This window comes from Thermocrispum agreste DSM 44070 (assembly GCF_000427905.1).
Lineage (GTDB): Bacteria > Actinomycetota > Actinomycetes > Mycobacteriales > Pseudonocardiaceae > Thermocrispum > Thermocrispum agreste.
Genome location: NZ_ATYX01000005.1, coordinates 45,588 through 65,792 on the forward strand (window position 1 = coordinate 45,588; position 20,205 = coordinate 65,792).

15 protein-coding genes are annotated in these 20,205 nt (G+C 69.1%); 4 read left to right on the forward strand and 11 right to left on the reverse strand.

The window, feature by feature from the left end; genetic code table 11:
- Positions 1-19: 19 nt before the first annotated feature.
- From YWY_RS0100240 to YWY_RS0100270, 7 genes are all read right to left on the reverse strand, one after another.
- Complete coding sequence (locus YWY_RS0100240; protein WP_051309383.1) at positions 20-814, reverse strand: alpha/beta fold hydrolase; 795 nt, start codon at positions 812-814, stop codon at positions 20-22.
- A 110-nt stretch (positions 815-924) separates the two neighbouring features.
- The gene (locus YWY_RS0100245; protein WP_028845979.1) at positions 925-2,736 is read right to left on the reverse strand and encodes a dipeptide ABC transporter ATP-binding protein; all 1,812 of its coding nucleotides are present in this window, start codon (positions 2,734-2,736) and stop codon (positions 925-927) included.
- Positions 2,733-3,605 carry an ABC transporter permease gene (locus YWY_RS0100250; RefSeq protein ID WP_051309386.1) on the reverse strand — a complete coding sequence of 291 codons (873 nt, stop codon included), beginning with the start codon at positions 3,603-3,605 and terminating at the stop codon, positions 2,733-2,735. The genes YWY_RS0100245 and YWY_RS0100250 overlap by 4 nt, the downstream gene beginning before the upstream one ends.
- A complete protein-coding gene (locus YWY_RS0100255) occupies positions 3,602-4,609 on the reverse strand; it encodes an ABC transporter permease (protein WP_028845981.1) in 1,008 nt (335 codons plus the stop codon). Before YWY_RS0100255 ends, YWY_RS0100250 begins: the two co-directional genes overlap by 4 nt.
- Entirely contained in the window at positions 4,606-6,198 is a 1,593-nt protein-coding gene (locus YWY_RS0100260; protein ID WP_084608737.1) for an ABC transporter substrate-binding protein, read from the reverse strand. The genes YWY_RS0100255 and YWY_RS0100260 overlap by 4 nt, the downstream gene beginning before the upstream one ends.
- A gap of 86 nt (positions 6,199-6,284) precedes the next feature.
- The gene (locus YWY_RS0100265) at positions 6,285-8,087 is read right to left on the reverse strand and encodes a gamma-glutamyltransferase family protein (RefSeq protein ID WP_028845983.1); all 1,803 of its coding nucleotides are present in this window, start codon (positions 8,085-8,087) and stop codon (positions 6,285-6,287) included.
- A gap of 676 nt (positions 8,088-8,763) precedes the next feature.
- Positions 8,764-9,726: a bile acid:sodium symporter family protein gene (locus YWY_RS0100270; protein WP_342665079.1), complete on the reverse strand. Its 963-nt coding sequence runs from the start codon at positions 9,724-9,726 to the stop codon at positions 8,764-8,766.
- Between the two features lie 320 nt (positions 9,727-10,046).
- Between YWY_RS0100270 and YWY_RS0100275 the strand changes: the two genes are divergently transcribed.
- Both YWY_RS0100275 and YWY_RS0100280 read left to right on the forward strand, forming a co-directional pair.
- Positions 10,047-10,667: an MEDS domain-containing protein gene (locus YWY_RS0100275; RefSeq protein WP_028845985.1), complete on the forward strand. Its 621-nt coding sequence runs from the start codon at positions 10,047-10,049 to the stop codon at positions 10,665-10,667.
- The gene (locus YWY_RS0100280; RefSeq protein ID WP_028845986.1) at positions 10,664-12,367 is read left to right on the forward strand and encodes a PucR family transcriptional regulator; all 1,704 of its coding nucleotides are present in this window, start codon (positions 10,664-10,666) and stop codon (positions 12,365-12,367) included. Before YWY_RS0100275 ends, YWY_RS0100280 begins: the two co-directional genes overlap by 4 nt.
- Positions 12,368-12,476: 109 nt before the next feature.
- Here YWY_RS0100280 and YWY_RS0100285 read toward each other — a convergent pair whose 3' ends face one another.
- On the reverse strand, positions 12,477-13,874 hold the full coding sequence (locus tag YWY_RS0100285; RefSeq protein WP_028845987.1) for an aldehyde dehydrogenase family protein: 1,398 nt from the start codon (positions 13,872-13,874) through the stop codon (positions 12,477-12,479).
- A gap of 220 nt (positions 13,875-14,094) precedes the next feature.
- Here YWY_RS0100285 and YWY_RS0100290 point away from each other — a divergent pair, with 220 nt between their 5' ends.
- Positions 14,095-15,669, forward strand: a complete 1,575-nt coding sequence (locus YWY_RS0100290) for an FAD-dependent oxidoreductase (RefSeq protein WP_028845988.1) — start codon at positions 14,095-14,097, stop codon at positions 15,667-15,669.
- The gene (locus YWY_RS0100295) at positions 15,666-16,412 is read left to right on the forward strand and encodes an SDR family NAD(P)-dependent oxidoreductase (protein ID WP_028845989.1); all 747 of its coding nucleotides are present in this window, start codon (positions 15,666-15,668) and stop codon (positions 16,410-16,412) included. The genes YWY_RS0100290 and YWY_RS0100295 overlap by 4 nt, the downstream gene beginning before the upstream one ends.
- On the opposite strand, the gene YWY_RS19395 is transcribed toward YWY_RS0100295, so the two are convergent.
- The 3 genes from YWY_RS19395 to xcbD form a co-directional block, all read right to left on the reverse strand.
- Positions 16,366-17,700: a lyase family protein gene (locus YWY_RS19395; protein ID WP_211227449.1), complete on the reverse strand. Its 1,335-nt coding sequence runs from the start codon at positions 17,698-17,700 to the stop codon at positions 16,366-16,368. The genes YWY_RS0100295 and YWY_RS19395 overlap by 47 nt on opposite strands.
- A 186-nt stretch (positions 17,701-17,886) precedes the next feature.
- Positions 17,887-18,855, reverse strand: coding sequence for a 1-aminocyclopropane-1-carboxylate deaminase/D-cysteine desulfhydrase (locus YWY_RS0100305; protein ID WP_028845990.1), 969 nt, complete (start codon positions 18,853-18,855; stop codon positions 17,887-17,889).
- Positions 18,852-20,201, reverse strand: coding sequence for a 3-sulfopropionylcysteine synthase XcbD (xcbD, locus tag YWY_RS0100310; RefSeq protein ID WP_028845991.1), 1,350 nt, complete (start codon positions 20,199-20,201; stop codon positions 18,852-18,854). The genes YWY_RS0100305 and xcbD overlap by 4 nt, the downstream gene beginning before the upstream one ends.
- Positions 20,202-20,205: the final 4 nt, after the last annotated feature.

Genomic DNA, 20,205 nt, shown 5'->3' on the forward strand with positions numbered 1-20,205 from the left:
GTGGTGAGGTGAACAGCGGTCACGAATCGGTGCGATTCGCCAGCACGTGTTCCCGGACGAGCCGGGCGACGGGTTCCTTGAACTCCGAACTCAGGCCGTGCCGCGCGTCGGGCAGGCAGACGAAGGTGGCGTTGGGGATTCGTTCCGCGATGAACCGTCCGTCCTCGGGCCTGACCAGCGGGTCGTCGGCACCGTAGATGAGCAGCGTCGGCGCCTTGATGGTCCGTAGCTCCTCGTCCAGGTCGTGCGCCCGCAGCGACTGGATCCGGTACGAATCGGGGTCGCTGACCTGCCCGGCCATCATCGTGCGCAACCGCTCCAGCTGCGCCGGGTCGGACTGGCCGGCGGGGCTGAGGATGGCCTGGACCATGATGTCGAAGCGCTCCTCGGGCGGACGGGCCAGAGCGGCCTTGGTGAACTCGTTGACGTTCCGGAAGCTCGCGGGGGCCGCTCCGCAGATCAGGCTCTGCACGCGGTCGGGGTGGCGGATCGCGACGTGCAGCGACACCGCACCACCGAATGAGAACCCCATGATGTGGGCTCGCTCTATCCCAAGGGCGTCCAGCAGGGCCACGCTGTCGTCGGCGATGTCGCCGATTTCGTAGGGCTCGGTGCAGCGGAAGCTGTCGCCCACGTCCCGCTGGTCGTACGAGATGGCGCGAATGCCCTCGCCGAGCAGCGGGGCCAAGCCGGCGTACTGGCCACGATGGGACTCCCCGCCGTGATGCATCAGCAGGACCTCGCCCGAGCCGAGCTCGTGGTAGGCGATCGGCCCGTTTGCGGTCTCCGCCACCTTGACGGTGCTGAAGCTCATCGCGTCGACCTTCTCCTTCCGGACGAATGAATCCAGTTTATCACGTATTGCATCCCATATTGGTGAAGTGATGCCGTCTTGCCGGTCGTGGCACGGTGTCCGCCCAGGCGCTACTGCTCGACGCGCGGAATCGAGGCGATCAGCCGCTTGGTGTAGTCGTGCTGGGGCCGGTCGAGGACGTCCGGTGTCGGGCCGGACTCGACCACCTTGCCGTGGTTGAGCACGTACACTCGGTCGGTGATCTGCCGGACGACGGCGAGGTCGTGGGTGATGAACACGTAGGTCAGCCCGAGGTCGGCCTGTAGCTCGCGAAGCAGGTTCAGGATGTGCGCCTGGACGGAGACGTCGAGGGCGGAGACGACCTCGTCGCACACCACGATGCGTGGGTTGCGGCTCAGTGCGCGAGCGATGGCCACCCGCTGGCGCTCCCCACCGGACAACTGCCCCGGCCAGCGGCGGGCATATCCGGCAGGCAGTCCGACCCGTTCCAGCAGCTCGGAGGTGGCCGTCTCGAGATCGTCCGCCCCGGCCAGGCGCAGGCCTTCACGGAGCGTGGATCCGATCGTCCTGGTGGGGTTCAGCGTCGACATCGGGTCCTGGAACGCCATCTGGACCAGCCCGCGCACCATCGCCCATTGCTGCCTGGACACCCGCTTCGCGGCCAGCTCCACGCCGCCCACCCGGACACTTCCCGCACTGGGCCGGGTCAGCCCGACCATCATGCGAGCCAGCGTCGTCTTGCCCGAGCCGGACTCCCCTACCAACCCGACGCTTTCCCCGGCGTACACGTCGACGTCGACACCGTCGACCGCGACTTTGTCCTGGAAATTCTTGCGGACGCCACGCATCTTGACGAGGAGGTCGCCCGGCTGGACCGTCTCCGCACCGGCAGCGGGACGGCCGGTCATGTCGTCGGTGACCAGGGTGATCTCATCGGCACGATCGCACCGAACCCGATGGGTCCCGGACTCATCAGTGGTGCGCAGTGACACCGGCGAACTGGTGCAGGCGGCTACCGCGTAGGGGCAGCGCGGGGCAAAACGGCACCCGTCCGGCCGGCTGCCGGGCGACGGGACGGAGCCGGGAATCGTCATCAGCCGCGGCACCCGATGATCCAGCGGCGGTTCGGCGGCCAGCAACGCCGCCGTGTACGGATGTCGCGGCCGGGCGCGGATGGCGTCCGTCTGCCCCGCTTCCACGATCTGTCCCGCATACATCACGTAGACGCGGTCGCAGGTGGCAAACGCGACACGGAGATCATGGGTGATCAGGATCAGACCCAGCTCGTGGGTCCTGCGCAGCCGGTCGAGCAGCTTCAGTACTTCCTGCTGTGTGGTGACATCCAGGGCGGTGGTGGGCTCGTCGGCGATCAGCACCCGCGGGTTCTCCGCGATCGCGGCGGCGATCCCCACCCGCTGCCGCATCCCGCCGGACAGCTGAAACGGGTACTTGTCGACCACGGCCGGATCGGTGATGCCGACCTCGTTCAGCCTGGCCACGGCCTCGGCTCGCCGCTCCGCCCTGGACAGCTTGCGCCCGTCTGCGCCCCGCAGTGCCGCGGTGACCTGGTCACCGACCTTCATCACCGGATTCAGCATGGTGAACGGGTCCTGCATGATGAAGGCGATCTCGTTGCCCCGCAACCGTCGCCGCGCCGCCTCGCTGAGCCGCAAGAACGACGTGCCGGCGACCTTCACGTCGCCCTCGCTGGTCAGCTCGGGCGGCAACAGGCCAAGAAGCGCGCGGGCGGTGACGGACTTGCCGCTACCGGACTCGCCGACGATCGCAATCGACTCCCCGGGTGCGACTCGCAGGCTGATCGACTCCACGATCGGCCTGCGGGCCCGGCCCTGCTCGAGCCAGACGCTGAGTGAGTCCGTGGCCAGACCGGCCTGCCGGCCGGCGGCGATGGTCGGGTTCATCGTTGTCTCCTCGCCTGGTCGTGCTTGCGCTGCAGGTATTCGCCGATCAGGTTGGTCGAGACGGCGAGCAGGACGATCGCCACCGCGGGAACGACGGCGGGCCACACGTTGGTGAAGATCGTCGCCCGGTTGTCCGAGACCATCCGGCCCCAGTCGGGCGCCCCGGGCGGGGAGCCGAGGCCGAGAAACGACAGCGACGAGAACTCCACCACGCCGTAGGTGAAGACCAGGAAGAACGTGGCGACCATGTTCGGCACGATGGTCGGTACCAGGTGCGTCAGGACGACTCGCCATGTGGGCAGGCCGAGCGTGACCGCGGCCTCCATGTACGGCAGATGCGCGCGCTCCATGACGGCGGCGCGCAGGTTGCGCACGTGCAGCGGAAGACCGAAGACGATCAGGACCGCCAACGTGATGCCGAATCCTCCACCGGTGACCCCGGCGACCACGATCGCCACCAGCAGGGCGGGCACCGAGTACAGCAGGTCCACCATTCGGCTGATCACGGCGTCGATGCGGCCACCGAAATAGCCCGCCGCAACGGCCAGCAGCGTGCCGACGACGGTGACGCCGACGGCCAGCAGGAGCGGGCCGAGCAGCGACGTCCGGGCTCCGGCGATGATCCGCGAGAACATGTCGCGGCCGAGCTGGTCGGTGCCGAGCAAGTGCTCGCCGCTCGGCCCTTGCAGGCTGGCGGCGGCGTCGATGGCGCCGGGGTCCACCGGAGCCAGGCCCGGGAAGATCGCGCAGGCCGCGACGGCGAGCAGGAAGAGCCCGGCCAGCGTGGTCAGGACCGGGATCCGCGGCACCGGGAGGCGGGCCGCGCGAGAACGGCTGGACGTGAGCGTGGAGTGTGGCACCGCGGTCATCGTGCGGACTCCAATCGAAGGCGAAGACGGGGATCGACCAGCATGCAGAGCAGGTCGACGACGAGATTGACCACCACGACGAGCGACGCCGCGCAGAGCGTCACGCCTTGGATGACGGGCATGTCCTGGTCGTGGATGGCTTCCACCATGAGGCTGCCGATGCCCGGCAGATTGAACACGCGCTCGACCAGGATCAACCCGGTGAACAGGCTGACCACGATGGTGCCGGACAGCGTTATCAGCTGGACACCCGCGTTCCGCAGCACGACGTTGCGCAGCGTCCACCAGCGTCCGAGGCCCCTGGCGCGGGCGAACAGCGCCTGGTCCTCGGCGAGAATCTGCCCGATCCGGACCCGGCTGATCCTGGTGGTGATGGCCAGCACGGCAATTGCCATGGTGGTCGCGGGCAGGACGAGGTGGGCGACGGTGTCGAGGCCCCCGTCGCCGATCCCCAGCGCCGGGAACCAGCCGAGCTCGATACCGAAGAACCACGCGACCACCGTGCCGAGGACGAACGCCGGAGTGCTTGCCGCGAGCGTCGTCATGCCCAGCGCGAACCGGTCGACACGGGACCCCGCCCGGTGGGCCGTGACGACTCCGATCGCCACACCGGCCACCAGCGCGATGACCCAGGTGAACACCAGCAGCGGCACCGTGACTGCAGCCGCCTCGCCGAGCAGGGCGGCCACGGGCCTGCGCTGGATCACCGACTCACCGAGCTCGCCTTGCAACAGCTGGCCGAGATACGTCCAGTACTGGTCGAGCAGCGGCCGGTCGAAGCCGTAGATCTGCCGGATGTTCGCCAGTTGTTCCTCGGTCGCCAGCTTGCCGGCGATGGCGTATTCCGGTCCGCCCGGAGCGGCATGGACGAACAGGAACACCACGAAACTCACCACGAGCATGACCACGATCGATGCGGAGATCCGCAGCAGCACGTAGCGCAGCAAGCCTGCTGGGATGCCTGGGCGTTTGCGGGCGGCTACCGGGGCTTCGGCGGTGGTCATCGGTTCACCCCCACCAGCAGATCCCAGCGCTGCATCCACCAGTAGTTGGTGAATCCGTTGATCGTCATTGGCTTCTTCAGGCCGAACGTCATGTCGGGAATCGCCAGCGGCAGCGACGCGCCCACGGCGTGGTAAGCCGCCAGCCCGGACAGGAGCGCTTCCCCACGCTTCGGGTCGCCGACCGGGATGGCGTGGCTGCGGGCCACCGCCGCATCGGCGGCCGGGGTGTTCTGACGTGTCAGGTTGAGGTGCGACTTCGCCGGGACGAAGTAGTCCATCGGCATGACCGGGTCGGGCGCGTTGCTGGAGAACTGGAACAGCAGGAGGCCTTCGTGCTTGCCGCGCAGGATGACGTCGACGTAGTCGTCACCCTTCTGCTCGAGCCGGACGTCGATTCCTACCCGTTTGAGATCCTGCGCCAGCGCTTGCGCCACAAGACTGGCGTCCGCGTCGGCGGACTCGACAGGGAGCGTCACACTGAACCCATTCGGCTTCCCGGCCTTGCGCAGCAGTCGTTTCGCCAGGTCGGGATCGAACGCGTTCGCCTTGTCGAACTTGCCAAGGGTGTTCTCGATCGCTTGCTTGCTCGCGACGCGTTCGAGCGTGGACACCGACACCAGGGTGCGGGCCACCTGCCCGTTGCCTGCCAGCGCGGAGTCGACCAGGCCTTGACGGTTGATGGCGTGCCGGACTGCGGCGCGCACGTCCGGATCGTCGAACGGCGGCTTCGTCACGTCCATCATCAGCATGATCAGTGACGTGCCGTCGATCGTGGTGAACGTGAAGTCCTCGACGGTCCGCACCGCTTTGATCTGGCCGGTGGGGATTTCGAAGATCGCGTTGGCCTCTCCGGAGTGCAGCGCCAGCAGCCGTGCCGAATCGTCCGACACGATGGTGAAGGTGATCGACGAGAACGCCGCCTCGTCACCCCAGTAGTGCGGGTTGCGCCCGATCGTCATCGTCTTGTTGGGCTCGAACTTGATCAGCTGGTACGGACCGGTGCCCAGCTGCCCCACGTCCGGGGTGCCCACTTTGTCCCCGTGCTTGTCGTAGAACGCTTTGCTGACGATGCCGGTCCGGGCGACCGTGTAGAGAAACAGCGAGTGGGGCCTCGCGAGCTCGACGGTGAGGGTGTTGCCGGAGACGGCGACCGACTTGATGGTTTTCATGACGATGTGCGTGGTGCTCATGTGGTCGTCGCGCATCGCCTGCTGGAACGTGAACTTCACGTCCTCGGCGGTCAGCTCGCTCCCGTCGCTGAATCGCACGCCGTCGCGCAGGGTGAAGACGAACTTGGTGGGCGTGACCTGTTCGAACGACTCGGCCACGTTCGGCTGGAAGCCTTCCCCGTCGTAGCGGATCAAGGGTTCGTTGACCAGCAGGAGCACGCCTTGCGTGGACACCCCGCCCTGCCATTGGCCGAACACCGGCTGCATCGCCTCGACCAGAACATGCAGCTCATCGGGCCGACCGGAGGAATCCGCGCCGCTGGACACCCCGCAGGCGGCCAAGCCGGCGAAGACGGTCAGCGCGGCAAGAGCCGCAGATAATCGTCGGCGCACGCGCCGTAAGCTCCCGTGCGGTTTCATGGTGCTGCCTCCTCGTGCCGGGTGAGCGGTGAACTTCGTCAGACGTGCGGTACGAACTGGGGCTTTCGGCACCGGGACGGCGGGGGCTACCGCCCCACCGCGTATCCCTGTGCACCACGCGGGTTGGCACCCGCGCGCATCTGGCCGGAGACCGGGTCCCGGTCGACGGCGGACAACCTGCCGAGGTTGCCGGGATTGGACACGGTGACGGCGTGTCCCCGGCGGCGCAGGCCTTCGATGACGTCCGCGCCGAGAGTCGCTTCCACGACCAGTCCGCCCGGGGTCCATTCCCGGGGCCAGAACGACTGTGCGACGGCGGTGGTGTGGAACATCGGCGACTCGATCGCCTGCTGCGGGCTGTAGCCGCCGACCAACGTGCGCAGCAGATACAGCAGTTGCCACTGGTCCTGCTGGTCTCCGCCGGGCGAGCCGAGCGCCGACACCGCGACGGAGCCGCGTTCCAGGATCGTCGGACTCAGCGTCGTCCTGGGCAGGCGGCCGGGACGGAGCGCGGACGGGCTCGCCGGGTCGAGCCAGGTCATCTGCAGGCGGGTGCCCAGGCAGAAGCCGAGTTCGTCGATCGTGGGATTGGACTGCAGCCAACCGCCCGACGGGGTCGCGGACACGACATTGCCGTGCCGGTCGATCACATCGATGTGCACGGTGTCACCACGGGTTTCCCCGGTCGGGCGGACGGTCGGTTCGCCAATCGCGGACGCATTGGTCACCGCGGCGTCCACCTCTGCTTTGGTGCGCAGCGGCGGGAAGTACGGGGAGGTGCCGGGAATTGTTCCCGGCCGCCATTCCGTCGACGCGCGAGACGTGATCAGCGCGGCACGCTGTTTGGCGTATTCCGGCGAAAGCAGGGTCCGCAAGACTCCGTGGTCGTCGCGAGCGTCCCCGTAGTAGGCATCGCGGTCGGCCATCGCGAGTTTGAGGGCCTCGGCGATGGTGTGCACGCCGCGCTCGGTCGACGGATCGAGGTCGGCATCGTCGAAATGGTCGAGGATGGCCAGCGTCTGGAGCAGAACCGGACCTTGTGACCAGAACCCCGCCTTGGCCACCGTGGTGCCCCGGAACGTCAGCCGTACCGGTTCCTCCAGTTTCACGGTGAACTCGGCGAAGTCGTCGACCGACAGCACCCCCGCGTAGTCGTTGCCGTCAGCATGACGGTGCCGGGTCTGGGCCGCTTTCGCGGCGGCGGAGGCGACGAATCCGGTCTTCCATTCGCGCAGCGCGGCCTCGATACGAGCTTCCCGGGTCGCGCCGGTGTCGGCGGCTGCAAGCAGGCGGCGCAACGTACGGGCGTACTGCGGGTTCTTGTGCAGTGTCCCCGGAGCGGGCGCCTGACCGTCGACCAGCCACAGCTTGGCGGACGTCGGCCAGTGGTCGCGGAAGAGATCGGCGACGGACGCGATGGTACTGGCCGCGTTCGGCAGCAGCGGATGCCCCACCTCGGCGTAGTGCAGGACGTACGACAGAACATCACGCAGCTCCCACGTGCCGAGTTCGCGCAAGATCACCAGCCAGGCCTCCACCGCGCCAGGTACGGCACTGGCGAGCGCTCCGGCTCCGGGGACGAACTCCAGCCCGAGCGACCGGTAGTGCGCGATGTCGGCGCCCTGCGGCGCGGGACCTTGCCCGTTGACCACCATGGTGTCTCCGCCGGCTGGAGTCACCAGCGCGACAAGGTCTCCGCCAGGCCCGTTCAGGTGCGGTTCCACGACGTGCATCACGAATCCTGCGGCAACGACGGCATCGAACGCGTTCCCGCCGCGTTCCAGCACGCTTTGCGCCACGGCGGAAGCGACCCAGTTGGTCGACGCGGCCATTCCGAACGATCCGGTCAGGGCTGGGCGGCTCAGGCGGTCAGGCGGAGCAGTGAACATGGCGGAAGTATGCAGTCTTCCTAAGTTGGATGCAATACTAAACTGATCGGATCCGACTGATGTGAAGGTGCCTATGCTGCCTGTGCCTTACGTCCGTGGCTTGCCGCCGAAGGTGGAGCGGACCGCAACTGAGCCGACACGACGTGACGGTCAGTGTGAAAGCGGCCGGAACCAGCTCCCCCGGCCGGAGACTCGTTCGCGGCCAATGACAGTCGAAGGCGCGAGGATGTTTCCGGAGCGGGCCGCAGATGAGGAGGCATCGTCCATGCGAGGCGCTGCAAGCCCGCGAGTCAGGCGTCTCCCACCGACGAACGCCGCGCCTCGTCCCGTTGACGCGCGAGCGCTCTACGGCCGAGCGACGAGTACGCATGTCCTTCTCCGGACACGACCACTCACCTCACGGGACAATGCAGCCTGGAGCGACGCTGTCCGTGGATGATCGGGTCCGCCGGGCGACCGCCCGCTACCCTCGCATCCTTCGAGAACTTTGCCGGTTTCGCCGAGCCTCCGGTGTTCCGGAGTCTCAGACGAGACGGTCCCCAGGTGCCACGTACGGCATGCCGTTGCTCGATGTCGTGCAGAGCGTCGCCTGTCAGGCAACTGACAATGCCGCCTGCCGTGGGTGCTGCCCGAGGCACGCCCCGGGTGAGACGGCCATGTACGCCCGGAGGGGTGTTCAGCTCTCCGGCTCGGCGACGGGATTCTCGCGGTCTTCGTCGGACGTCGCAGGCACTCCCCCGCGACGCGACCAGTAGGAAGCGAGGATCGAACCGGAGACGTTGTGCCAGACGGAGAAGATCGCCGACGGCAGCGCGGCGACCGGGCTGAAGTGAGCAGTGGCCAGCGCGGCGGCGAGGCCGGAGTTCTGCATGCCGACCTCGATGCTGATGGCGCGCCTGGAGGGCACGCTGACCCGGCAGGCGGCCGCGATCCCGTAGCCGAGCAGCAGCCCCAGCCCGTTGTGCAGAACGACGGCGAGGATCACCAGCAGGCCCACCGACAGCAACGTCGCCGAGCTTCCGCCGACCACGATCATCACCACGATCGTGATCCCGGTGACCGACACGAGCGGGAGCGCAGGCAGCATCCGGTCGACGAACGACGGGACGAGCGCCCGCAACAGCAGCCCGATCACGATCGGCACGATCACGATCTGCACGATCGACACGAACAGCCCGCCCGCGTCGACCGGCAGGAACTCGTCGGCCAACAGCAGGACGAGCAGCGGAGTCAGCAGCGGCGCGAGCAGCGTGGAGACGGTCGTCATCGCCACGGACAGGGCCGTGTCGCCGCGCGACAGGTACACCATCACGTTCGACGCGGTGCCGCCCGGAGCCGAACCGACCAGCACCATGCCCGCCGCCAGCTCGGGCGACAGGCCGAGCACCACGGCGAGCCCGTAGCCGATCAGCGGCATCACCACGTATTGCGCGGCAACACCGAGCAACAGGGCCCACGGCCGCTTCGCGACGACCACGAAATCGCCGGCCCGCAGCGTCATGCCCATGCCGAGCATGATCACAGCGAGCAGCCAGGGAACGGCGGGAGCGCCCGCGGCGAACGTCTCCGGGGCCAGCAACGCCACTCCGCCCGCCACGACGACGATGAGCGCGAACCACCGGCCGACCACCGCACTCACTCGCTCAAGGGTCTGCATCTGCTCAACTCCGCTCCACGTCCGGCGCCTGACTCGTACCTGCCGCCACGAGTCGGACGCCATGGAATCACTCGTCGGTGTAACCCCCGACGCGGGGTCCGATTCTTCCGACTCGTACCGGCGTCGGACAACTTGTGCCGGACCGCGGCCATGCCCACCTGGCGAATGCGCCATCCGGAGGCCACCGGGTGCCCTCGGTTCGTCCTGGCAGGACGACGTTCTCCGGGTTCCTCGACCCAGTCCGACGTATCCTGCGTCACATTTCCGCCGTATGCTGGGCCCCCTGGAGGGAAGTGGTGACGATGCCGGGCCTCGACACGAACGCTGCCGTGCTCGACGGGCCCGGCGTGCACGTCACCGCTGGTGACCATCTCTGCGTCTTCTACCGCGGGCTGGCGGAACGCGACGAGATCCTGATCCCCTACCTGCGCCAGGGGCTGCTCAACGGCGACAAGTGCCTGTGCGTCGTCGACACCACCGAACCGGAAGCCGTGCTGGCCGCATTGGCGTCCGACATCGACATCACGACTTCGGTCGCCGATCGCACCCTCGACGTGCGGCGGTCGGCCGACACCTATCTGCGCGGTGGTGCGTTCTCCACCGAAGCGATGCTCGAGTTCTGGGACGAGGCCATCGGCGGAGCCTGTGCCCAGGGGTATGCCTTCACGCGTGCCGTCGGCGAGATGACGTGGTCACTCAGCGGCCAGCCGGGGGTGGACGAGCTCATCGCCTACGAGGCCGAGCTGAACCGGTTCCTCCCCCGCTACCCGCAAGCGATCCTGTGCCTGTACGACCTGGAGCGGTTCTCTGGCGAGGTGCTCATGGACGTGCTGAAGACCCATCCGAAGGTCATCCTCGGGGGCATGTTGCTGAGCAACCCGTACTACATCGACCCGGACGAGTTCCTGGCGGGGCGGCGGTGAGCTCGGCGGTCGTTCCGGCCCAGCGAGCGGAGTCGGACCTGGCGCTGCGGCATCAGCTGGCCAACATGCGCGGCCTGCTCATTCTGTCGATGCTGATGACCGAAAGCTGCGACGAGGAGCAGATCCTGCGCCTGGCGGCCAGCTCGGTGCCGTCGGTCGCACGCTGCCGGGCCGAAGGCGCCTACCTCATCGAAGGCACCTGGAAAGCCGTCCAGGCCGCCCTGTCGGATCCGGTAGCCCGGGAGGCGGTCACCACCCAGTTGGCGGCACTCGGCCGCAACGGCGGGCCGGTGCGTCTTCCCGGCCGTGCCTGGTCGTGGGCACTGCCGTTGGGCAGCGTCGGAAGCTTCGTCGGTTACCATCTGGTCAGCGCGGACGAAAAGGTGGACATACCCACCGAAGACGAGAAGTTCGTCTTGCACGCGCTCGCCCAGCAGACCGCCTCCGCGCTCGTCAACGCGCGAACGCACGCCAAGGAGCGGGCCACCGCCGCCGAGCTGCGCGCAGCGAACGAGAGCCTAGGGGCGACCGTGCAAGCGCTGAAACGCACCACCCGCATCCACGAACGCTTCACCCAGGTGTCCCTGGCCGACGAAGGCAGGGACGGCATCGCGGCGGCGCTGCACGAACTGACCGGCTACCCGGTGGCGATCGAGGACCGCTACGGGAACCTGCAGTCCTGGGCCGGGCCGCATCGGCCGATCCCCTACCCCAAGGACCCGCCCGCACGGCGCGAACAGCTGCTCCGGCGCGCGCTGCGGGAAGGACGGCCGATCCGTGACGGCGGCAGGATGCTCGCGGTGGCCAGCCCGCGGCCGGACGTGATCGGAGTCGTCGCACTGATCGACCCCAGCGCCACCGCAGGGGACCAGGAACTGCTGGCGCTGGAGTACGCGGGCACCGTGCTGGCCATGGAGCTGGTGCGGTTGCGCAGCCTGGCCGAGACGGAGCTGCGGCTGCGGCGCGACCTGGTCGAGGAACTTCTGGCCGGCACCGACGAGGAAAGCGCGCTGGCGCGCGCCAGTGCCCTCTCCTACGACCTGGAACGGCCGCACTGGGTGCTGGTGCTGGAAGGCCGGGGCAGAACGCAGGACGCCGACATGTTCTTCCACGCGGTGCGCCGCGCCATGCGTGCTTCCGCGGTGGGGTCGATGCTGGTCACCCGTGGTGACACCGTGGTGGTGCTGGCCGACCGGGAGGTGGACTGGGAAGCGTTCCGGGAGACGGTGCTGACCGAGCTCGGCGGCGGCCGGTGCCGGATCGGCATCGGGGGCCGGTGCGACCGGCCGAGCGAGTTCCCCCGCTCGTACCGGGAGGCCACCATCGCGCTGAAGATCCAGCGCAGCGCGCGCGGCCCGGACCAGGCGGTCAGCTACGACGATCTCGGGGTCTACCAGCTGCTCGGGGAGGTCGAGGATCCCGCCGTGGTGGAACGGCTGGTACGGCGCTGGCTGGGCGCGCTGATCGACTACGACGCCAAGCGGCACTCCGAACTGGTCGAGACCCTGAGCCAGTACCTGGAATGCGGCGGTGCGTACGACCGGGCTGCCACGGCGTTGTGCGTGCACCGGAGCACGTTGAAGTACCGGCTGCAACGCATCCGGGAGATCTCGGGGCTGGACCTGACCGATCCGGACACGCAGTTCAACCTGCAGCTGGCCACCCGCGCCTGGCGGACGCTGCGAGCCCTGCGGTCGTGACCGGCCGACACCGCGGCCGCTGCGGGCGCGCAGGACGAACGCGCCCGGGGGCCGGCGGATCGAGACGCTGCCGCGGTCTCCCCCAGCCAGTCCTCCCGGCCGCGCAGCCTCACCGCCCGTAGCGGGCCCAGTGACGTGCGAACAGCTCCTCTTCGTCGATCGTGCGCGGCGGAATGGGCCGGGAAACCCAGGTCACGTTCACGAAGTGCCGGGCGTTGACGTTTTCCGTGGTGATGTTGCCGCCCCAGGTTCCGCAGCTGAGGCTGAGGGTGAACGGCAGCCCGTTGCGCGGGGAGCCTGCGCCTTCGTTGAGATTCTGATTGACCATCACGCGTGCGGTCTTCGTGCGCTCGGCCAGCAGCCGCACGTTCTCCTCCGAGGTGGAGTGGATGCCGCAGGTGTGCCCCAGGCCCTGGTACCCGGTGATGTCGTTCACCAACCGGATCGACTCGTCGATCCCGCCGCGGTAGCGGTACACCGCGAGCACCACCGACAGCTTCTCCCCGGAGAACGGGTACTCCGGTCCGGCCCCTTCCTCGGGCACCATCAGAAACGTCGTTCCGTCCGGCACGGAGAATCCCGCCTTTTCGGCGATGACCGAGGCGGACTTGGCGACGACGTCCGGCCGGGGCACCGAGCTGCCTTCTTTCCACATCGCCTGTTGCAGAGCCGACTTCTCCTCCGCCGAGCACAGGTAGCCGCCACGCGCCAGCAACCGGTCCACGACCGGCTGGTACACGTCGTCGTGCAGCACGATCGCGTTGTCGGCCAGGCAGCTCGTGGCCCAGTCGAACGTCTTCGCCGCGACGATGGCGTCGGCTGCGTCGTCGAGGTCGGCCGTCTCGTCGACCACGTGGACCGCGTTGCCGACACCGACCCCGTAGGCCGGGGTGCCGGAACTGTACGCGGCCCGGACCATGCCTGCGCCTCCGGTCGCCACGACCAGGTCGGCCTGCCGCATCAGTTCCTGCGTCGCCTCCAGCGACGGCTCGGCCACCACCTGTACGAGGTCCGCGGGCGCACCGACCTGCTCGCACGCTTCCCGCATGTACTTGACGACGGTCGCGGTCGTCTCGGCCGTGCGCGGATGCGGCGCGACGATGATGGCGTTGCATCCCTTCAACGCGAACAGCGTCTTCACCGGTGGCGTGGCGTCCGGTCCGGTCGTCGGGATCAGCGCGGCGACCACACCCACCGGCTTGGCGATCTTCGTCAGCCCGCGTTCGTGGTCTTCCTCGATCACCCCGACCGTGCGGACGTCGCGGATGTCCGACAGCACCCCCAGCACCCGGCGGTTGATCTTGGTGACCTTGTCCGCGTAGTTCCCGAAGCCACCCTCGTCCACCGCCAGCTTCGCCAGTGCTTCCGCGCGATCGGGCCGTGCCACCGCCCATGCCACGGCCGCGCACAAGTCGTCGACCTGTTCCTGGGTGTAGCCGGCGATCGCCTCCTGGGCCCGGCGCGCCCTCGTCACAAGCTCGGTCACTGTGTCGGTGCGTGAAGTCATGGGTCAACCTTGACGCAGTTCGAGCCGGGGCGATTCGGCTTGCCGGGGCGAACTCGCGGCGCTTGCTTGCCCGCGTGGGACGTGCTGCCGCCGGCCACGGTCACCATGTCCTGAGCGGCCAACCGACGCCCGGACCCTTGCCCCGCTGGGCCGGAGCCAACGCCCGCGCGCGGCCCTAGTGTCGGGATCACGTTCAGGACCGACTCGGGCGGTGGCAGTGGTGGACATCAGGAACACGAAGCTGAACCTGGCCGCGTGGAACGAACTCATCGAGGCCAGCCTTGCGGACGAGAAGTCCGAGCCGATACTCAACATCGACGGCGACGCCGATCCGGTGTACGACGCCATCTTCGTCGGCGGTGGCGCGGCCGGGCGCTTCGGCGCGGCCTATCTGAAGGCCATGGGCGGTCGGCCGTTGATCGTCGACGCCTGGCCGTTCCTTGGCGGGTCGTGTCCGCACCAGGCCTGCGTACCGCACCATCTGTTCTCCGAAGCCGCCGAGGAGCTCGACCGGATGCGCTGGTTCTCCGGGGAGATGTTCTTCCCGCCGTTCGATCCCGCCAGGGCGAGCATCCTGGAGATGGTCAAGGTCTTCCGCGCCGGCCGCAGCAGCGCGCATGCCTTCATGAACTGGCAGACCAAGGAACAGCTCGAGGTCGAGTACGTCCTCAACGCGCGCGCGACGATCGTCGACCGCACCACGGTGGAGGCGGCCGGGCGGCGCTTCACCGCCCGCAACCTGGTGCTGGCCATGGGTGCGCGCCCCACGAAACCCGACATTCCCGGCCTGGATGCGCACGGCGTCTACGACTTCGCCACGTTCGTGGAGGACATCGACTACGAACCGACCAGCTGCGTGGTCATCGGCGGCAGCAAGGTGGCGATGGAGTACGGCTCGTTCTTCCAGGCCACCGGCTGCCCGACGACCATCGTGTCACGGTCACCGCTGATGCGCACCAAGAACCTGCATCACGTGGACGAAGACCTGCGGCGCTACGTCGTCGACGGCATGCGCAAGCGCGGCATCACCACCCTGGAAGGCGCGCAGCCCGTCGCGGTCCGCTCGAACGACGGCCACGTCAGCGGGGTGACCGTGCGGCTGGCCTCCGGGCGCGAGGTCGAGCTGGAGACCGACTTCGTCTTCCTGGCCACCGGCGAACGGCCGACCGTCGATCACGCCCGGGACGTCCTGGGCATCGAGGTCTCCGACACCGGTCGCGTGGTGGTGGACCGGAGCATGCGCACCAGCGTGCCGGGGGTCTACGCGGTGGGAGACATGATCGACGGGCCGATGGAGATGTTCAAGGCCCGCAAGTCCGGCGTGACCGCGGCCCGCACCATCATGGGCGAGCACTGCGAATTCGACTACTCGGAGTTCCCCGACTTCCTGCACACCACGTACGAGGTCACGTGGGTGGGGCTGAGCGAGGCCGAGGCGCGGGAACGCTACGACGACGTCATCATCATCCAGATGCCTCCCACCGTGGCGGAGCTGGACACCGTGAACCTGCCGCTGCCGTGCGCCGAGGGCACGATGCTGTATGCGTTCCGCAAGCCGGAGCTGTCCGGTTTCCAGAAGCTCGTGGTCGACGGCGCCTCCCGCAAGGTACTGGGCGCCCACCACGTCGGCTACGGGGCCAAGGACGCCTTCCAGTACCTCGACTACCTCATTCATCGCCCGGAGGGCCTGACCATCGACGAGCTGGGCTGGATGAACGAGCTGTTCCTCAACCCCGAGCACTTCATCCAGCTGTCCCGGTTGCGCGCCGGCCGGAAGAGGCTGGAGAACCTGTGACCGCGCACGTGGCCGTGGTCACCGGCGGCGGGTCGGGCATCGGCGCAGCGATCTGCCGTCGGCTCGCCGCCGACGACTACACCGTTGCCGCGCTCGACGTCGACGCCGGCGCAGCCGAGAAGATCGTGAACCAGGTCGCCCCCGGCCGCGGGATCGCCGTCTACGCGGACGTGTCCGACCCGGAATCCGTCACCGCTGCGATCGACGGCGTCCTCGGCGAGTTCGGCCGCGTCGATCTGCTGGTCAACAACGCGGGCATCTCCGGCTCGGCCGAGGCCACGATCTGTCACACCACCCCGGTCGACGAGTGGGACCGGGTGATCGCGGTCAACGTGCGCGGGCCGTTCCTGTGCACCAAGGCAGTGCTGCCGTCGATGATCGAGCGCGGCTCCGGCCACATCGTGACGATCGCGTCGGTGGCCGGGCAGGTGGCGTTCCCGCAGCGGTGTGCCTACACCGCCTCGAAAGGCGCCGCGCTGATGTTCGCCAAGTCGATCGCGGTCGACTACGCATCAATGGGCATCCGTTCCAACGCGGTGTGCCCGGGGTTCGTACAGACCCCGATGACGCAGTGGCGCCTGGACGTCCCCGAACTGCGCCAGCGGGTGGAGAACGCGATTCCGCTGGGGCGCGTGGCACAGCCGGACGAGATCGCCGAAGCCGTCGCCCTGGTGGCCGATCCTCGGCTGCGCTATCTCACCGGGCACGCGTTGACCATCGATGGGGGCTGGACAGCGTTGTAGCGCGCCGCACCAGCTCCTCCTCGGCCCGTCCGGTCCGCTCCCGCACGGCCCGGCGCCAACCCTCGCCGGCCTCCAGCCGGGAGGCCAGCCGCTCGGCGACGGCACGCACTTGGTCGGGGGCACTGCCGCCGAGCGCGTGCCTGCCGAGTGCGTTCCCCGCGGGGTCCATGGCTGCGGCTACCTCCTGGTCAGTCAGGTCGAGCGTGAGCCCGAGCGTCTGTGCGGCCTGCTCCAGGCCTGCGGGCTGCAGCGCGTCCTGTCCCGCTTCGACTGCCGCCGCCACGGCGCGGCCGACAAGCCGGTATGCGGTGCGGTAGTCGAGCCGGTGGTGCAACACCAGCCATTCGGCGAGATCCGCTGCCCCGGTGAAGTGGCTTCCCGCCGCCTCGAACAGCGCAGCTCGCCGCACCCGAAGCGTGTCCACCACCCTCGCTGCCAGGGACACCAGTTGCTGTGCCAGTTCGACGACGGCTGCCAGCTCGCCGGAGGAGCGCAGCCAGTTGTCCGTGCGGGCCGACGGCGTGCGCTGGTTGACCAGCAGCCCGGTTGTGCGTCCGATGAGCGTGTTCGCCCCGGAGCGGATCACCGCCAGCGCGTACGGATTGCGTTTCTGGGGCAGCAGCACGGACGCCCGGCACAGCGAGGCGTCCAGTTCGACGTACCCGAAGCCGGGACTGGTGAAGATCTCCAGGTCTTCGGCGAGCCGGTCGGCGGTGGTCGCCGCCTGGGTGGCCGCCAGTGCGGCATCGGCCAGGCCGTCCACCGCCCACATCACGTCGCGCGTGTGCGGTCCGGGCGCGGCGAAGCCCAGCGCTCTGCACAGGCGGTCCCGGTCCAGCGGCACGCGGCTGCCCGCCACCCCGCCGACACCGGCGGGACAGAAGTCGAACCAGCGGTACGCGGCCTCCACCCGGTCCAGGTGGCGGGCGGCCTCGACGGCGAAACCGGCGAGGTAGTGCCCGAAGGTGGACGGCTGAGCCGGTTGCAGGTACGTCGTGTCGGCCCACACGGTGGCCGCTTCGTCCTCGGCACGCCGACGCAGCGCGGCCACGAAACCCGACACCGCTTCGTGCAGGGTCACCAGCCGTTCGCGCACGGCCATCCGGAAGGCGATCCGGCCCGCTTCCCGCCTGGTTCGGCCGGTGTGCAGCCAGCCGGCGACTTTGCCCAACCGTCGTTCCAGTTCACGTTCGCGGCTGTTGTAGGCGTCGCCGTAGACGGCGTCGTAGGGGAATGCGTCGGCCGGGGTGCGGACGAACTCCAGCAGGACCCGCAGCAGTTCCGCCATGTCCGATGGGGGGGATGACCCCGACGTCGTGCAGCTCGAGCACGTGCGCCAGGTCCGCCAGGCCGAGCCCGCGATGCAGCAACGGCGCGTCGGCGAGTTCCGCCTGATACCCGGCCTCGACCAGTTCCGGAGCAGGCCCGGCGGCGATCCTGGTGTCGGCCCCGAGGTAGCCGTCCGGAGTGGTCGTCATACCGGCCCCTTCCTGGCGAACAGCGTTGCCGATCCCCCGGTGACCAGGAACACCACCGGCCCCTCCAGCCGGTCCGAGCGAGCGTGCGCGATCAGCGCGGCCATCGCCTTGGCGCCGAACACCGGGTCGAGCAGGATTCCCTCGGTGCGTGCCACCAGGGCGGTGGCTTCGTCACCGGCATCCGACGGCTTGCCGTAGCCGGGGCCGATGTAGCCGTCGAGCACGTGCACGTCGTCCGCCTCGCCGCGCATCGCAACCAGATCCGCTGCGCCGTCGGACAGGTGCGCCACCCGCTGCAGGCACTCCCGGACGGGGCGGCTGACGCTGACCCCCACCACCCGGTACGCACTGCCCAGCCACCGGGCTGCGGCCACCAAGCCGGCCTGGGTGCCGCAGGAGCCGGTCGCCAGCCACAGCGTCGCCGGCTTCAGCCCGGCCTCGTGCAGCTGGCTGTCGAGTTCCAGCCCGGCAAGGAGGTATCCGACCGCGCCGAGTGCAGTGGCGCCGCCGCGAGGAATCGCATACGGCCGCCGTCCCGCCCGCCGCAGCCGGGCACACAGCTCGTCGATGGTCCTGTCGACCGAAGAGCGTTCGGCGTCACGGGTGTAGTGGATCGTCGCGCCCGCCCACCGGTCGAGCAGCAGGTTGCCCACCGGCCGGCCGGGGGTGCCGTAGAAGACCAGGTGTGGTTCGAGACCGCACCGGCGTGCAGCGAGCGCGGCCAGCGCCGCCCAGTTCGACTGCTCCCCCGCTCCGGTCACGATGCAGTCGCAGCCACGTTCCATCGCGTCGGCGACCAGGAACTCCAGGCCGCGCGCCTTGTTGCCGCCGAGCCCGAGTCCGGTCAAGTCGTCCCGTTTGAACCAGACGTCAACGCCGAGCTCGGCGGACAGCCGCGGCGCCGGGTGCAGTGGCGTCGGCAATGTCGCCAGGGGCACCCGGGGCAGCGCGTCCAGTCCGTTCACTGCCCCACCACCCGGTCGATCAGCTGACCCGTCGCTCCCAGCGCGGCCGTCGGATCCAGGCAGCGGTCGATCTCCTCGGCGCTCAGGTAGGTGGCGACGGTGGCGTCGGTGGCGTCGGTGAGCAGAGCGGTGCGCAGGTCGATGCCGCGCTCACGCCCGGCCATCGCCGCGCGGTAGACGGCCTCGTGCGCGGCGTGCTTGCCGACGTGCGCGGCCAGTGCGTGCATGACCCGCTCGGACTGCAAGTAGCCGCTCGCGGCGTCGACGTTGGCACGCATCCGGTCGGCGTGAACCTGCAGGCCTTCCAGCAGCCGGACGGCCAGCCTCACCGCGGCGTGCGTGTACAGGCAGATCTCCGGCACGATCGCCCACTCGGCTTTCCATGCCCGTCCGTCGCGCTCGTGCTCGCTGACCATGCCCTCCACGGCCACGGCGGCGTCCGCGCGCACCAACCGGGCCAGCGTGACCAGGTGCTCGGACAGCTCGGGATTGCGCTTGTGCGGCATCGTGATGCTGCCGACCTGGCCGGGCGTGAACGGCTCGGACACCTCACCGATCTCCGGGCGCTGCAGCTGGTAGATCTCCTGCCCGATCTTGCCGACCGTGGCGGTGATCAACGCCAGCACACCGGCGAACTCCGCCACCGAGTCGCGTGCGGTGATCCACGGTATGTCCGGCACACCCAGTCCGAGCCGCCGCGCAAACGCCTCCAACAGGGGCAGGGCACGCTCGCCCCAGAACTCCATCGTGCCCAGTCCCCCGCCGAGCTGGACCATCTCCCAGCGGGACCGTCCCTCCGCCAGCCGGCTGCGATGGCGCCGCAGCTCGGCCGCCCACACCGCCGCCTTGAAGCCGAACGTGATCGGCAGGCCGGGCTGCCCGTGCGTCCGCCCCGGCATGACCGTGTCCCGGTGGCGACGGGCCAGCGCGACGGCGGCCGACTCCAGCCGCGCGAGCTCGGTGACGACCAGGTCCGTCACGTCCCGCATGACCAGGGACGTCCAGGTGTCGGTCAGGTCCTGGACGGTCGCACCGTAGTAGACCCACTCCCTGGCGTGCTCGGGCAGCACTCGCCGCAGGCAGCGGATCAGGCCGAGTGTCGAGTGGCCGCAGGCCCTGGTCTCGGCGGCCACCTCCGCCAGGTCGAGCAACCCCACGTCGGCGTGCTCGGTGATCGCGGTGGCGGCGTCGGCCGGGACCAACCCCACCTCCGCCTGCGCCGTGGCCAGCGCAGCCAGCACGTCGAGCCAGCGTTGGATCTTCGCCTCGTCGTCCAGCAGTGCGTGCACCTCGTCGGTGCCCCACAGGTGCCGGTAGAGCACGGAGTCGGTGATGTGGGCGCCCATGACG